Source organism: Sinorhizobium medicae (assembly GCF_007827695.1).
Taxonomy (GTDB): domain Bacteria; phylum Pseudomonadota; class Alphaproteobacteria; order Rhizobiales; family Rhizobiaceae; genus Sinorhizobium; species Sinorhizobium medicae.
Window position 1 is genome coordinate 564,935 of record NZ_VITA01000001.1, and the last position, 13,835, is coordinate 578,769.

11 protein-coding genes are annotated in these 13,835 nt (G+C 62.7%); 10 read left to right on the plus strand and 1 reads right to left on the minus strand.

Features of this window, described 5'->3' with window-relative positions; translation table 11 throughout:
- The first annotated feature begins 1 nt into the window (after position 1).
- Positions 2 to 943 carry a putative bifunctional lysylphosphatidylglycerol flippase/synthetase gene (locus FB009_RS02815; protein WP_018210112.1) on the plus strand — a complete coding sequence of 314 codons (942 nt, stop codon included), beginning with the start codon at positions 2 to 4 and terminating at the stop codon, positions 941 to 943.
- Here FB009_RS02815 and FB009_RS02820 read toward each other — a convergent pair.
- The gene (locus FB009_RS02820; protein ID WP_033042440.1) at positions 838 to 2,508 is read right to left on the minus strand and encodes a phospholipase D-like domain-containing protein; all 1,671 of its coding nucleotides are present in this window, start codon (positions 2,506 to 2,508) and stop codon (positions 838 to 840) included. The genes FB009_RS02815 and FB009_RS02820 overlap by 106 nt on opposite strands.
- 145 nt (positions 2,509 to 2,653) lie before the next feature.
- On the opposite strand from FB009_RS02820, the gene FB009_RS02825 reads away from it, so the two are divergent.
- The 9 genes from FB009_RS02825 (at position 2,654) to FB009_RS02865 (ending at position 13,811) form a co-directional block, all read left to right on the plus strand.
- Positions 2,654 to 4,471, plus strand: coding sequence for a thiamine pyrophosphate-dependent enzyme (locus FB009_RS02825; RefSeq protein ID WP_011969672.1), 1,818 nt, complete (start codon positions 2,654 to 2,656; stop codon positions 4,469 to 4,471).
- Positions 4,472 to 4,577: 106 nt separating this feature from the next.
- On the plus strand, positions 4,578 to 4,955 hold the full coding sequence (locus tag FB009_RS02830; RefSeq protein ID WP_011969671.1) for a sensory rhodopsin transducer: 378 nt from the start codon (positions 4,578 to 4,580) through the stop codon (positions 4,953 to 4,955).
- Between the two features lies 1 nt (position 4,956).
- Positions 4,957 to 6,186, plus strand: coding sequence for a D-arabinono-1,4-lactone oxidase (locus tag FB009_RS02835; RefSeq protein ID WP_011969670.1), 1,230 nt, complete (start codon positions 4,957 to 4,959; stop codon positions 6,184 to 6,186).
- Positions 6,187 to 6,194: 8 nt separating this feature from the next.
- A complete protein-coding gene (locus tag FB009_RS02840) occupies positions 6,195 to 6,587 on the plus strand; it encodes a sensory rhodopsin transducer (protein WP_011969669.1) in 393 nt (130 codons plus the stop codon).
- Positions 6,587 to 8,221 carry an alpha-amylase family protein gene (locus FB009_RS02845; RefSeq protein WP_011969668.1) on the plus strand — a complete coding sequence of 545 codons (1,635 nt, stop codon included), beginning with the start codon at positions 6,587 to 6,589 and terminating at the stop codon, positions 8,219 to 8,221. Before FB009_RS02840 ends, FB009_RS02845 begins: the two co-directional genes overlap by 1 nt.
- Position 8,222: 1 nt before the next feature.
- Positions 8,223 to 9,194 carry a TIGR03885 family FMN-dependent LLM class oxidoreductase gene (locus FB009_RS02850; protein WP_011969667.1) on the plus strand — a complete coding sequence of 324 codons (972 nt, stop codon included), beginning with the start codon at positions 8,223 to 8,225 and terminating at the stop codon, positions 9,192 to 9,194.
- A 125-nt stretch (positions 9,195 to 9,319) separates the two neighbouring features.
- Positions 9,320 to 10,531: an L-2-hydroxyglutarate oxidase gene (lhgO, locus tag FB009_RS02855; RefSeq protein WP_127581253.1), complete on the plus strand. Its 1,212-nt coding sequence runs from the start codon at positions 9,320 to 9,322 to the stop codon at positions 10,529 to 10,531.
- Between the two features lie 159 nt (positions 10,532 to 10,690).
- The gene (locus FB009_RS02860) at positions 10,691 to 12,565 is read left to right on the plus strand and encodes a sigma-54-dependent Fis family transcriptional regulator (RefSeq protein WP_011969665.1); all 1,875 of its coding nucleotides are present in this window, start codon (positions 10,691 to 10,693) and stop codon (positions 12,563 to 12,565) included.
- Positions 12,566 to 12,737: 172 nt separating this feature from the next.
- Positions 12,738 to 13,811, plus strand: a complete 1,074-nt coding sequence (locus FB009_RS02865) for a 2,3-butanediol dehydrogenase (protein WP_011969664.1) — start codon at positions 12,738 to 12,740, stop codon at positions 13,809 to 13,811.
- Positions 13,812 to 13,835 lie beyond the last annotated feature (24 nt).

The following is a 13,835-nucleotide window of genomic DNA, read 5'->3' on the forward strand; positions in this document are numbered from 1 at the left end:
GATGTCCAGGAAAATACTAGCGAGGCTGTTCATAGCGGCGGGTATCGCGGTGGCGGGCTGGCTGATCTATCGAACGCTTAGCCAGCATAGTTTCAATGAGATCGTCGGTTCGATCATGCGGATTCCTGGCCGGCATCTCTTTGCAGGCATCGGTTTCGTCTTTCTTTCCTATTTCTGCCTGACGCTGTTCGACACTCTCGCCATTCGCTATGTCGGGCGAAAGCTCCCCTATCCGCAAATCGCCATCGCTTCGTTCACCAGCCTTTCGATCGGCCATAATGTCGGCGGCGCGGCCCTGAGCAGCGGTGCCATCCGGTATCGTTTCTATTCGCGCTGGGGCTTGAGCGCCGAAGAGATTGCGAAAGTCATTCTCTTTTGTGGGGTCACAGTGGGCCTCGGGCTTATCGCATTGGCCGGGCTTTGCTTTGTGGCGGTGCCGGCGGACGCCGCGCGGCTTACCGGGTTGTCCACGAGCGGCGCATTTCTGCTCGGCGCTGCCTGCATCGCAACAGCGGCCAGCTATGTACTGCTTGCGTGTTTGTTGCGCGGTTCGGTCCGCATCTTCCGCTGGAGCTTCGAAATGCCCTCGGTGAAGATCGCCACCTTGCAGGTGATCGTCGGTGTGGCCAACTTCCTCTGCGTCAGCGCATCCCTGCATCAGCTGCTCAGCGCTTTTGAAGAGGTGAGTTTCATCGACACGGCAATGGCCTATGTCGGTGCCGGGGTGACTGCGATCGTCAGTCACGTTCCCGGTGGAATCGGCGTCCTGGAAGCGACGATTGCATTTCTGCTCGGCAGTTCGGCGAGTCTGGGCGCTCTCATCGCCTTTCGGGCGATCTATTTCTTCCTGCCGCTGCCGCTGGGCTTGATATCGCTGTCCGTTGCGGAGCTCGCTGCCCGTCGCGACGACGATAAGAGCCTCGCGAGCAAGGCGAAAAGCTGACCGACCCAGCGCCTGAGCAGCTTGTGCGTGCGATAAAAGGGCCGGATCGGCCGCTGCGGATCGATGATCTCCGTTCCCCAGACCAGATCGGTCGCGCCGCCATTGTCGATTCCGTCAAAGCTGCGTATGCCGCGCGGGCGCGTGTTCAACCTGTCTATGGCGGCTATGAGGGAGCTCGTTTCCCTCAGGGCCTCTGCGAAGGCGTCCGCATGGACGTCGAGATGTTCTGCGATCAGGCCATTGCGTATTTTGGCAATTGCCGCGCGGTGTCCTTCATTGGCGGCTTCCACGGCAACATCGCATTCGGTGTCGAGGCTTTCCGAGCGGTGGTTGAAGTTCGACGAACCGACCCGGAAAAAGCGGTCGTCGATCGCGACCACCTTGGAATGGATCATCACCTCCTGCTCGGATCCGTCGGGGGCGGGAACGGCCGGATAGGCAACCCTGAGCCTGCCGTAACGGTCAGCCTGTGTGAGCCGTCGAATGAGACGGTCGCGGTTGCCGCCCATGACGATGCGTTCCAGCAGCCCATGCGAGCTTCGGGTCGTGATGATCACCACTTCCGGGCCGTCCGGCTCCTGCAGCCGGTCGCAGAGCAGCTGCCCTATCCTTCCGGACGCGAAATACTGGTTTTCGATATAGATGTGGCGACGCGCGCTGCGCAAGGCGTCAAGCGTCAGCCGCAATGCTTCCCGGCGGGCGCGCTTTTTGCCGGAGCCGGGCTCGGTCCGGGCGATTGCGACCGGGCAATTTTCGAGGATCGGCACGGTGCCGTTGGGCCATGGCCATGTGCGCGCGCCTTTTGATGCCTTCGCACGCGGAGCTTCGACTTCTTCGCCGGTGGAGGCTGTCCAGCGGGCGCGGCAGAGATCACCGATCGCGCGGCTCGCCTCGCCTTCGACAATCGCCTGGATGTCATGCACCGGGTCATAAGGCTTGCCGTCCGGATCTCGACGCAACTCGTTCTCTGCCGCGTGTTCCGGCGTGTCCCAGCGGCGCGCCGTCAGGTCGATGCCCCCCGCGAAGGCGATCCTGTCATCGATGCAGACGAGCTTCTGATGATGCGACCCTCGCAGCGCGCGATGGCTCGCGAAGCGGAGCTCGATCTGCGGATGCGCTGCCCATTGCTGCTTGCGGAAAAGCCTGAGCGACTTTCCCGAATAAATGGGGCCCATCGCCCAAATGAGAATGCGGATTTTCAGGTCGGGCTTCTGCGCAGCCAGCCGCTCAAGCGTGCTTCCAAGGGATTCCGCATGCGGGTCTTCCGGCCTGAGCTTGATGCGCGGATCGAAGTCCCAGCCGGTGATCCACAGCTGCTCTTCCGCTTCCTCGAACATGGTGTCGAGACAGGCATAATAGGCTGCTGCATCCACGAGGAACGAGAGATGTCGTGCGGGCGCGCTGCGCCAGACATTTTCGGCCTCCTTGATAATCGGCCGGCTTGCCCGTCGCAATCGGCCGGCCGTATTTCCGGTGAGCGCGTTTTTCCAGTCCAAGCTTCCTATCCCGTGCATTCCGATTGGAAATGAATCCCTTTCAACCGTGATTTGTTCCAGCAACAGCATAGCTGCCGAATAAAGCTTCCCAGGGCTCTCGCGGTGCAGCACCGCCATGGCGGAACAATTCCCCGGCGGAGGGGATTAGAAGGCCCCGAGCCTTCAACCCATCACCCGCAAAATCGCGCTCTCGCTGGCCGGAGGAGGAATAGACATGCCGAATGCTTCCGACATTCTCATAGAGACGCTTATCGAATGGAAGGTCGAAGTGGTCTTCGGCCTGCCGGGAGACGGCATCAACGGTATCATGGAGGCGCTGAGGCGGCGGCAGGACCGCATCCGCTTCGTCTCCGTGCGCCACGAGCAGTCCGCTGCCTTCATGGCGTGCGCCTATGCCAAGTTCACGGGCAGGCTCGGCGTTTGTCTTGCCACTTCGGGTCCGGGCGGAACGAACCTCCTGACCGGCCTCTACGATGCGAAGCTCGATCAGATGCCGGTGCTGGCGATCACCGGCATGCAGTATCATGACCTGATAGAGACTTTTTCGCAGCAGGACGTCGATCTCACCCGCGTCTTCGAAAACGTCGCCGTCTACAATGCTCAGGTGAACGATGCCGCCCACATGGAAAATCTCGCAAACCTCGCCTGCCGGTCGGCCCTCTCGAAGCGCGGGGTCGCGCATCTTTCGATCGCCAACGACGTGCAAGAGCGTATGGCCGGCGGTGGGCGGTCCCGCCGCAACCGCGAAGGGCACATGCCGAGCCGCTTTTTCGAAGGCAGGCTGGTGCCGCGCGAAGACGATATTCTGCGCGCGGCGGACCTTCTGAATGCGGGCAGGAAGGTTGCGATTCTTGCCGGTCGCGGCGCGCTCGAGGCAAAGGGGCTTTTGCGCGAGACGGCGGACCTGTTGGGCGCGCCGGTGGCAAAAGCCCTGCTCGGAAAGGCCGTGCTGCCCGACGACGACCCGTTCACCACCGGAGGCATCGGAATTCTGGGAACGGTACCGTCGCAGGAGATCATGCAGCAATGCGACACGCTGCTGATCGTCGGTTCGACCTTCCCCTATATCGAATACTATCCGAAGCCCCACGCAGCCACCGGAATCCAGATCGATCATGACCCGCAGCGCATCGGGCTTCGCTATCCGGTCGAAGTCGGGCTTGTCGGCGCGGCGGGAGAGACCCTTCGCATGCTCAATGAACGGCTTCAGCGCAAAGCAGACCGGACGTTTCTCGAACAGGCGCAAGAGAAAACGCGAAACTGGCGGCGTGAATTGCGTGCCATGGAGGGCGACAGGAGTTCTCCCCTGAAGCCGCAGGCCGCGGTCGGCGCGTTTGGCAGGCGCATCGCGGCAAACGGCATCGTCGTCACAGATTCCGGACAAAACACCGAACTTGCGGCCCGCCATGTGGATCTCGGTGCCGACCATATGTTTGCGGTATCGGGCGCACTCGCATCCATGGCCTCGGGTCTCCCTTACGCGATCGCGGCTGGCATCGCCATGCCCGCCCGTCCCATCTACGCGGTGGTGGGCGATGGCGGCTTCGCCATGCAGCTCGGAGAATTCGCCACGGCCGTCCGCTATGAGATTCCTTTGAAGCTCCTGGTGATCCGTAACGACATGCTGAACCAGATCGCCTGGGAACAGATGATGTTCCTGGGCAATCCGCAATTCGCCTGCGAGCTGCCGCCGATCGACTTCGCCGCTGCGGCAGAAGCCATGGGCGGCCGAGGCTTCACGATCCGGTCCTTCGACGAAATAGACGGGGTTCTGGATCAGGCATTCGCAGCCGAAGGACCGGTCGTCATTCAGGCGCTGGTCGATCGCTACGAGCCGCTGATGCCGCCCAAAATGCCCGAGGACTACGCCCGCAATTTCCGTGCCGCGCTTCCGCAAACGCCGGGACATGAGAAAATCGAAGAAAACCTCAGGCATTCCTCCGCAGGCAGGAAAGTCACCGAGGAGGAGCCGCAGGCACCACATGAAGCGGCGCCGGACGCCAATACCGGTGACCTGCCAGGGATACCGTAGGCGCATACCGTAGGCGCTTGTGGCGACGCGCCTCGGTGGCCCGCCGATGGAACAAAGCTCGCCTTCTTAGGTTCGACCGGAAGCGTTTGTTTTTGAGGATTTGAGAATGACGCATGCTATTGGCAGCAGGCGATGGGCAATCGCCGACGGCTATATTCCTTCATCGAGCGCGAGCGACGATCCCGCGCTCGTCTCCCATGAGAGCGCCTGTGTCCTGAATACCGGGGACACGCCGGCGAAGGTCGAGATCACATTGTTTTTTTCGGACAGGGAGCCGGCGGGCCCGTTCCGGTTTACCGTCGCCGCTCGGCGGACCGTACATCTTCGCTTCAACGATCTCGATGATCCGGAGCCCGTGCCGCGGGATACGCCCTATGCGTCGCTGATCGAAGCCGACACGCCGGTCGTGGTGCAACAGACCCGGCTCGATTCCCGGCAGCCTTCCCACGCTCTCTTGAGCACGATCGCCTACTGCCAGGATTAGCATGGCAAACACACCCTGGAGTGCAACCTCAAAAAACCTGGACCAGGATTGCCACAACTGGTCGGGCGGTCTGCGCTTTCGTCCAGCGCGTCTGGAGGTGCCGGAGCATGAAGAGGCCGTGGCAGCGCTCGTGCGCGCGGCCGGCAGGCAGGGCCGAACCATACGGCCGGTGGGCTCGGCACATTCTTCGAGCGAGATTTACGTCACGGACGATGTCCTGGTTTCTCTGGCCAATATCTGTGGTCTGCATGAGCATGACTCTCGATGTCACCGAGCCGCGGTCGGTGCCGGCTCACAACTGACGGAGCTTAGCAAGGAGCTGCAGTCGGCGGGCATGACGCTCTCAAATTTCGGCGACGTCGCAACCCAGACCGTCGGGGGCGCGATCGGAACCGGCACGCATGGCTCCGGACGAAACTTCCCCAACCTTTCGATGATGCTTGTCGGCGGCCGCCTGGTCACCGCCCGGGGAGAGATCACCACCTTCGGCGTCGAAGAGGACCTGGATTTCGTGCGAGCCTTGCGTGTTTCCTTCGGGACGCTCGGCATTCTCACCTCAGCCACTCTCCAGCTCGAACCCTTGCACGATCTCCGCCGTCAGGAATGGTGCCTTGGCTTCGAGCCCTGCATGGAGGCACTCGATCGGCTTTCCCGGGAAAATCGGAACTTCGACTTCTATTGGTATCCCCGCTCCGATGAGGTGAAGATCCGTTGCCTCAACCCGCCGGGCGAGGAAAAGACTTATGGCGCCTTCGCCCGGCTGGCGAAGGACGAGACCGGGCCGCCGCACGAGGTCATTCCGCAGCACAGCGATCTTCCTTATCGCTTCGAGGAAATGGAATATTCCATGCCGGCCGAGGCCGGACCGGATTGCATGAGAAAGCTGCGCACGCGCATCAAGGAAAAATGGCGCCGCTCGGTCGGCTGGCGCGTGCTCTACCGTTACATCAAGCGTGACGACACCTGGCTGAGCGAAGCCTATGGCCGGGACTCTGTGAGCATATCGCTCCATCAGAACGCGACGCTGCCCTATTGGGACTTCTTTCTCGACCTCGAACCGGTGATGCGGGACCATGGCGGCCGGCCGCACTGGGCGAAAAAGCACAGTCTTCGCGCGACCGAACTCAAGGCCCTCTACCCGATGTGGGATCGTTTTCTTGCCCTTCGGCAGGAGCTGGACCCGGAGGGGCGGTTTCTAACGCCTTATTTGCGCAGACTTCTCGGGTGCTAAGAGGGTGCATGGAGGCGATCGGAAAAAGGCGATGGACGATAGCCGGGGGGCACATCCCCTTGGGGAGTAACGGCATGGAGCCCGAATTCACCAGCCGCGACGAGATCGCGGTTCTCAACTGTTCCGACAGCCCGGCCCGGCTGCGCATTCAGATCCACTATGCGGATCGCCCCGTTGTCGGACCGTATGATGTGGAGATTGCCGCTCGGCGGGTACGCCGCATCCGCTTCAATGATCTGATCTTTCCCGAGGCGCTGCCGCTGGACGTCGATTTCGGAGCGGTCATAGAGGCTGACGTTCCCGTCGTCGTGCAGTTTACCCGGCTCGACAGTGGCACGGGATCACGCAGTACGATTGCGACGGCGGCTTATGCGGCGCGGAACTTGCAAGGGAGCCGATGATGAATGAGGCGCCGTGGTTCACAAGCTCGGTCATCTATGGAATCGACGTGCGAAGGTTCGCTGACGGAAACGGCGACGGGATCGGCGACTTCATCGGACTGAGGGAGCGGGTAGTCTATCTGAGCCACCTCGGCATCGACTGCGTCTGGCTGTCGCCCTTCTTCAGGTCCCCCTTCGCCGACAATGGTTACGACGTCAGCGACTATTACTCTGTCGATCCTGCGCTCGGGACGCTGGACGACTTCCTGAACTTTCTGCACGCTGCCGGCGAACACGGTATTCGCGTCATCATCGATCTCGTCGCCAACCACACATCGAGCGAGCATCCGTGGTTTCAGGCCGCACGGCGGGATGCGAGGTGCCGCTTCCGCGATTACTATGTCTGGTCCGCCAGCCCGCCGCCGGTCGCTCCGGACAACAAGACGGCATTTCCCGGTGAGGAAAGCAGCGTCTGGACGTATGACGAGCTCGCCCAGGCCTATTATTTTCACAAGTTTCGCCACTTCCAGCCGGACCTGAACATCGCCAATCCGGCGGTGCGCGACGAATTGCTCCGCGTGGTCGATTACTGGCTGACATTGGGCGTCGACGGCTTCCGGGTTGATGCCGCGCCCTTCGTCATCGGCGAGACGGGCATAGAACACGCTGATCCCAGGGATCCTCATGGCTTCCTGCGGGAGATGCGTGAGCTGGTCGAAGGCAGACGCCGGGATGGTCTTCTGCTCGGCGAGGCGGACCTCTCGCCTGAAAAGCTGCGCCCCTATTTCGGTGAAGGGAAACTCGATCTTCTGTTCAACTTCGTTCTGAGCGCGTCTTTCGCGGCAAGCCTCGCGCGGCAGAAGGCCGATCTCATAGGTCAGGCGCTTTCGATAATGCCGGAGCCGCCTCCCCATCGAGGCTGGGTCAATTTCCTTCGCAATCTCGACGAGCTCAACCTCGACCGCCTGCCGGAAGACATCCAGCAGGAGACCTTTGCCGCCTTCGCTCCGGACGAGGAGATGCGGATCTACGGACGCGGCATCAGGCGTCGGCTCGCACCGATGCTCGAGGGAAACCAGACGAGATTGGAACTGGCGTTCAGCCTGCTTCTTTCTTCTCCGGGCGTGCCCCTTGTCCTCTACGGCGACGAAATAGGCATGGGCGAAGACCCTTCCCGCCCGGGCCGTGAGCCCGTCCGCGTCCCCATGCAGTGGAACGCTGGCGCCAATGCCGGCTTTTCCACGGCCCAGCGCGCCAGGCTCATACAGCCAATCGTGACCGACGGACCCTTCGCCTTCAAGCGGATCAATGTCGAAGCACAGCGAGAGGACCCCCGGTCGCTCCTCAACCGCGTCCGGGCGATGATCCTGATGCGGCGCAGTCACAAGCTTTTTCAAAGGGGCCGGCCGATCGTGCTGCATACACGGGATCCCGCGCTGTTTGCGCTCGCCTATTCCGACGGCACCGAGCTGTTCGTCGTGCTGCATAATCTAACGGAGGCCAAGCGGCGGGCGGAAGTCGAACTGCCCGGCGCCATCGACGCCAGGCTCAAGGATGTTTTCGGCGAAGGCGAGGTCGAGCTCTCCGGCCAGCATCTGACGATGGGTCTTGGCCCATTCGGCTATGCCTGGCTCCATTCGGGAAGGAAGGACTGAAATGGCGAGGATCGGCTATCACGCATCGCACGAGCAATTTACGCCGCTCGACCTGTTGGGCTGGGCGCGGGCGGCGGAAGAGGCCGGCTTCGATTGCACCATGTCGTCCGACCATCTCGCGCCCTGGAGCGAGCGGCAGGGGCAAAGCGGCTTTGCCTGGGCGTGGCTCGGCGCCGCCCTACAGGCGACAGAGAAGAGCTTCGGCCTCGTCACGGTTCCTTGCGGCTGGCGCTATCACCCCGCGATAACGGCGCAGGCAGCTGCAACCCTTGCGCAGATGTTCCCGCGGCGGCTTGCCTGGCTGGCGTTGGGCAGTGGGGAGGCGCTGAACGAACAGGCTGTCGGTGGGGTCTGGCCCGAAAAGGCGGAGCGAAGGGCCAGACTCCTCGAGGCGGTCGAGGTCATCCGCGAGCTTTGGGCCGGCCGGACGGTTAACCGGCAAGCACCCATTGCCGTGTCGGAGGCCCGCCTTTATACGCTCGCCGAGCACCCGCCGGCGCTGATCGCCGCGGCTCTAACGCCTGAAACGGCCGAAACGGCCGGAGAATGGGCGGACGGTCTCATCACCGTCAATCAGTCGTCGACAAAGCTTGCCGCCATTGCCGAGGCCTTCAGGCGCGGCGGCGGCGACGGCAAGCCTCTCTGCCTTCAGGTCCATGTCTCCTATGCACAGACGGACGAGGAGGCGCGGCAAAATGCTTTCGATCAGTGGAGGAGCAACGTGCTCAGCCCCGGTCAGTCGGAGACGCTGAGGACGCCGGGTGAAATCGAGTCAGCCACGAAGAGCGTTCGTCCCGAGGATCTCGACAAGCATGTCAGGATCTCCTCGGATCCGGGGCGGCACGCCGCCTGGATCGAGGAGGATATCGCCGCCGGCTTCGACGAGATATATCTTCACAATGTCGGTCGCAATCAGCTTGAGTTCATCGATGTCTTTGGCAGATCGGTTCTGCCGCGTGTGCGCGCCTTCTGACCGGCCCGCGTCGGCCGCCTGGACCCTTGCCGCTACTGTCATGCAGCGTACTTCAACGAAGCGGTGAGATCGTCTAGACAAGAGAGCGACGGCCGCCTGCCTTCGGCGGTCGAGAGGGTTGCGGATTGTACGACTATTGCATCATAGGAGGCGGCATCGTCGGCCTGTCGACGGCCATGGCGCTGCAGGACAGAGTGCCCGGCTCCAGGATCTTGCTCTTGGAAAAGGAGCCGGAGCTTGCGCGTCATCAGACGGGCCATAACAGCGGCGTGATCCATGCCGGGATTTATTATGCGCCGGGATCCCTGAAAGCGACGCTGTGCCGCGAGGGAGCGGAGGCGACAAAGGCGTTCTGCACCGAAAACGGTATTCCTTTCGAAACCTGCGGCAAACTGCTGGTGGCGACGAACGATGCCGAGATTGAAGGAATGGAGAGCCTCGAGGATAGGGCGCGCCGGAACGGCATCGAATACAGCCGCCTGTCGATGTCGCAATTGCGATCCGACGAGCCGAATATCGCCGGCCTCGGTGCGCTCCTCGTCCATGCGACCGGGATTGTCGACTATTCGGCGGTCTGCCGGGCAATGGCAGCGCGTATCGAAGCCCGGGGCGGCGAAATCAGGCGCGGGGCCGAGGTCTCCGCCATCGTGGAGGAGGCAGGCAGTGTGAGGGTTGCAAGTGCCTCCGGCCGCTTCGACGCGCGCAAGCTGATCGCCTGCGCAGGCCTCCAGTCCGACCGTATAGCTCTGATGGCTGGCCTGACGATCCACCACCGGATCGTTCCGTTCCGGGGGGAATATTATGTGCTTCCGTCGTCCAAGGCGGCTCTGACCCGGCGCCTCATCTATCCCATTCCAGACCCGGGCCTGCCCTTCCTCGGCATTCATCTCACCCGGACGATCGAAGGAGGGATGACGGTCGGGCCCAATGCCGTGCTCGGCTTTGCGCGCGAAGGTTATCCGAAGGGCAGCTTCGCTCTTGCCGATGTGGCGGACATGGCGGCTTTCCCCGGCTTCTGGAAAATGGCAGCCAGGAACTGGCGTTCGGCAATCCGTGAATTTGCCAACTCTGCCTCTCGATACCGCTATCTGCAGGAGTGCCGGAAATACTGTCCGCCGCTAACGATCGCCGACCTTAGCCGTGCACAATCTGGCATCCGCGCGCAGGCTGTCACGGCCGACGGCAGCCTCGTCCATGATTTCCTCTTCGAAGAGACCGAACGGATGCTTCACGTCTGCAACGCGCCATCTCCGGCTGCAACGTCTGCGATTCCGATCGGCCGGATGATCGTGGACCGGCTGCTGGAGGGGGCCGCGCGCGCAACTGAAACGGCGTAGCTGATGAGCGAGCGCCCGAATGCGTCGATTTCGTCCATTGTCCCTGTGACAAGCTCCCGAATGAGGTAACCCGAGCCCAAAAACGGCCGGTTCCTTTACATTCGGCCTCGCCATGCGCACACTTCAGGCGAGGAGCGAGGTGTCCGTTGGGAGGCGGTCGTGTTTTCACATTCCGAACATATCCGCGAAATTGAGCGCGTTGGCCGTGGCCTTCCGGTCAGCCGCGACGAAACGGTCGTGAAATCCTGGATGCGCTGCCTCGAGCATCACCGGCTCGACCCGGCCCAGAGTTGCGAAGCCTATATCGTGCCTGAAACCCGGCTCAAGGAACACCGGCAGCAATCGGAGGACCTGATCGGCATCGCTCGCTCGGGGCTGGAGCACCTGTTCCGCCAGGTTGCCGGGCAGAACTACGTGCTGCTTCTCTCCGACCGGGAAGGCGTGACCGTGGAGTTCCTTGGAGACCCTCTCTTCAACAACAGCTTGCGAAAGGCCGGGCTTTATCTCGGCTCGGAGTGGTCCGAATGGCGCGCCGGTACCTGTGCGGTCGGCGCATGCCTGGAAACGGGAGAGGCGCTGACGATCCATCAGACCGACCATTTCGACAATACCCACACCCCGCTCTCCTGCACGGCGGCACCGATTTATGACAACAAGGGCGAACTCTCCGCGGTGCTGGATATCTCGCTGCTGAGTTCGCCGATCCTCAAGGCCAGCCAGAACCTCGCGCTGCATCTGGTGACCGCCACCGTGAGACGCATAGAGCTTGCCAACCTCATGGCGCAGGCGCGAAACCAGTGGGTGCTGCGGTTCTCGCGCTCACCCGAATTTCTCGATGTCGATCCGGAGGCGGCCATCTCGATCGACGGCCTCGGCCGGATCGCCGGAATGACGCATGGGGGAGCCAAAATACTCGCACGCTCGACCGGGCTGGACTGGCGCGATCCCCGGAAACTGATCGGCGAGCCGGTGTCACGTTTCTTCGATATCGAGGTCGACGATCTTTCCGACCTCACCCGGCGCCGCCCGACCCAGGAGCGCCTCGTCTTCGCCCGCGACGGAAATGCGCTCTTCGCCCATGCGATCGAGCCGCATTCGACCGTACGTGCGCCAGTCGTCTCGCGCGAGCAGATTCCGCCGGCCTTGCGGCGGCTCGGCGGCGACGCGCCGGTGATCGCCGCGCTGCAGGCAAGGGCCGCGAAGCTCGCGCGTACCGGGCTGCCGATCCTCGTTCAGGGAGAGACGGGGACCGGCAAAGAGCATCTTGCGCGCGCTATCCACGAGGGCAGCGGTCTGAAGGGGCAGTTCGTCGCGATCAACTGCGCGGCGATCCCCGAGCAATTGATCGAGAGCGAGCTTTTCGGCTACCTGCCGGGCGCCTTTACCGGCGCTTCGGCGAAGGGGCGCAAGGGCCTGATCGAGCAGGCGGACGGAGGAACGCTCTTCCTAGACGAGATAGGCGACATGCCGCTTGCCCTGCAAAGCAGGCTGTTGCGCGTACTTGCCGAGGGCGAGGTCCTGCCGGTCGGCGGCACCGTGCCGCGAAAGGTCCGGATCCGGGTCGTGTCGGCATCGCACCGGCCACTGCAGACGCTTGTCGCGCAAGGGGCGTTCCGCGAGGATCTCTATTACCGGCTCAATGCCGCGACCCTCTCGATTCCGGCGCTCAGGGACCGGCCGGACTTTGACTGGATACTCGAACAGCTGCTGAAGCGGCACGGCGACGGTGAGTTGATATTGTCGGAGGCCGCGCTCGCGGCGCTCAAGGCGCATGATTGGCCGGGAAACATCCGCGAACTCGACAATGTCGTCGCCGTGGCTGCAGCGCTCGCCGAGAACGGCGTCGTGGAGATCGGCGACCTGCCGGACCACCTCCTGGTGAATGCGGACACCGTCGGCGGAAGCGAGGCGGGGGCGGCCTTGAGCCTTATGCTCGCCACTTGCGACTGGAATATTTCCGAGACCGCCCGCCGGCTGGGGCTCGATCGCTCGACGGTGCACCGGCAGATCAAGCGCTACAGCCTCAAGCGCTGAGCACGGTTGCGCCCGCGCAACAGGTCAGGTGCCACAGCTGTGGCGCTCGAACCACTGACTGCAACAAGGCCAGTCATCGCCGGCATTGATTACATTGCATTTCCTCATCTCCAGGCAATTGGCACGGCCATTGCAACTCGCTGCCCGGACACCACAGTCATCGGGAGGAAACATGCGAGCGCTCAGATTTCATGCGGCAAGGGATCTCAGGATCGAGGACATTCAGGCGCCGGGCGAACCCGCAGCGGGGCAGGTGCTGGTCCGCAACCGCTTCGTCGGAATCTGCGGAACGGACCTGCACGAATATGCCTACGGTCCGATTTTCGTTCCAAAGGAACCACATCCGTTTACCGGCGCCCATGGCCCACAGGTCCTTGGCCACGAGTTCGGCGGTGTGGTGGAGGCCGTCGGTGAGGGTGTGACTTCGGTCCGTGCCGGCGACCGGGTATCCGTGCAGCCGCTGATCATGCCGCGCGCCGGCGACTTCTTCGCCGATCGCGGCCTCTTCCACCTGAGTACCGATCTGGCCCTTGCCGGTCTGAGCTGGGCGTGGGGAGGCATGGCGGAATACGCCCTTCTCAACGAATACAATGTCGAGAAGATTCCCGAAGAGATGAGCGACGAGGAGGCGGCGCTTGTCGAGCCGAGCGCGGTCGCCGTCTACGCTTGCGACCGGGGCGGGGTCACGGCGGGCAGCAGCGTGCTCGTGACCGGTGCCGGGCCGATCGGAGTCCTGACCCTTCTTGCCGCACGCGCGGCCGGTGCTGCGCAGCTCTTCGTCTCCGACATCAACGACGCCCGCCTTGAATTCGCTTCATCCATTCTTCCGGACATAACCCCGATCAATCCGGGTCGGAGCAACCCGGGCGATGTGGTGCGCGCGGCTACGGAGGGCAAAGTCGGGTGCGACGTCGCTATCGAATGCGTCGGAAACGAGCACGCGCTCAAGGGCTGCGTCGACGCCGTGCGCAAGCAGGGTGTCGTGGTTCAGACCGGGCTGCATCCGCACGAGAACCCGATCGACTGGTTTCAGGTCACGTTCAAGGACATCGATCTGCGCGGCTCCTGGGCCTACCCGACACACTACTGGCCGCGTGTGATCCGCTTGATAGCCTCAGGACATTTGCCCGCAAAACAGGTCGTCACCGGTCGTATTGGTCTCGATCGGGCCGTGGCGGACGGCTTCGATGCGCTTCTCGATCCGGGTGGCAGGCACCTGAAGATCCTGATCGACCTCACGAACTGAACGCGTAGATCCGGTGCGGGCAGT

Bases quoted from the DNA above. Each gene is read 5' to 3' on its own strand.
- FB009_RS02815 (WP_018210112.1), top strand. From the start codon at position 2: ATGTCCAGGAAAATACTAGCGAGGCTGTTCATAGCGGCGGGTATCGCG.
- FB009_RS02820 (WP_033042440.1), bottom strand. From the start codon at position 2,508: ATGCTGTTGCTGGAACAAATCACGGTTGAAAGGGATTCATTTCCAATC.
- FB009_RS02825 (WP_011969672.1), top strand. From the start codon at position 2,654: ATGCCGAATGCTTCCGACATTCTCATAGAGACGCTTATCGAATGGAAG.
- FB009_RS02830 (WP_011969671.1), top strand. From the start codon at position 4,578: ATGACGCATGCTATTGGCAGCAGGCGATGGGCAATCGCCGACGGCTAT.
- FB009_RS02835 (WP_011969670.1), top strand. From the start codon at position 4,957: ATGGCAAACACACCCTGGAGTGCAACCTCAAAAAACCTGGACCAGGAT.
- FB009_RS02840 (WP_011969669.1), top strand. From the start codon at position 6,195: ATGGAGGCGATCGGAAAAAGGCGATGGACGATAGCCGGGGGGCACATC.
- FB009_RS02845 (WP_011969668.1), top strand. From the start codon at position 6,587: ATGAATGAGGCGCCGTGGTTCACAAGCTCGGTCATCTATGGAATCGAC.
- FB009_RS02850 (WP_011969667.1), top strand. From the start codon at position 8,223: ATGGCGAGGATCGGCTATCACGCATCGCACGAGCAATTTACGCCGCTC.
- FB009_RS02865 (WP_011969664.1), top strand. From the start codon at position 12,738: ATGCGAGCGCTCAGATTTCATGCGGCAAGGGATCTCAGGATCGAGGAC.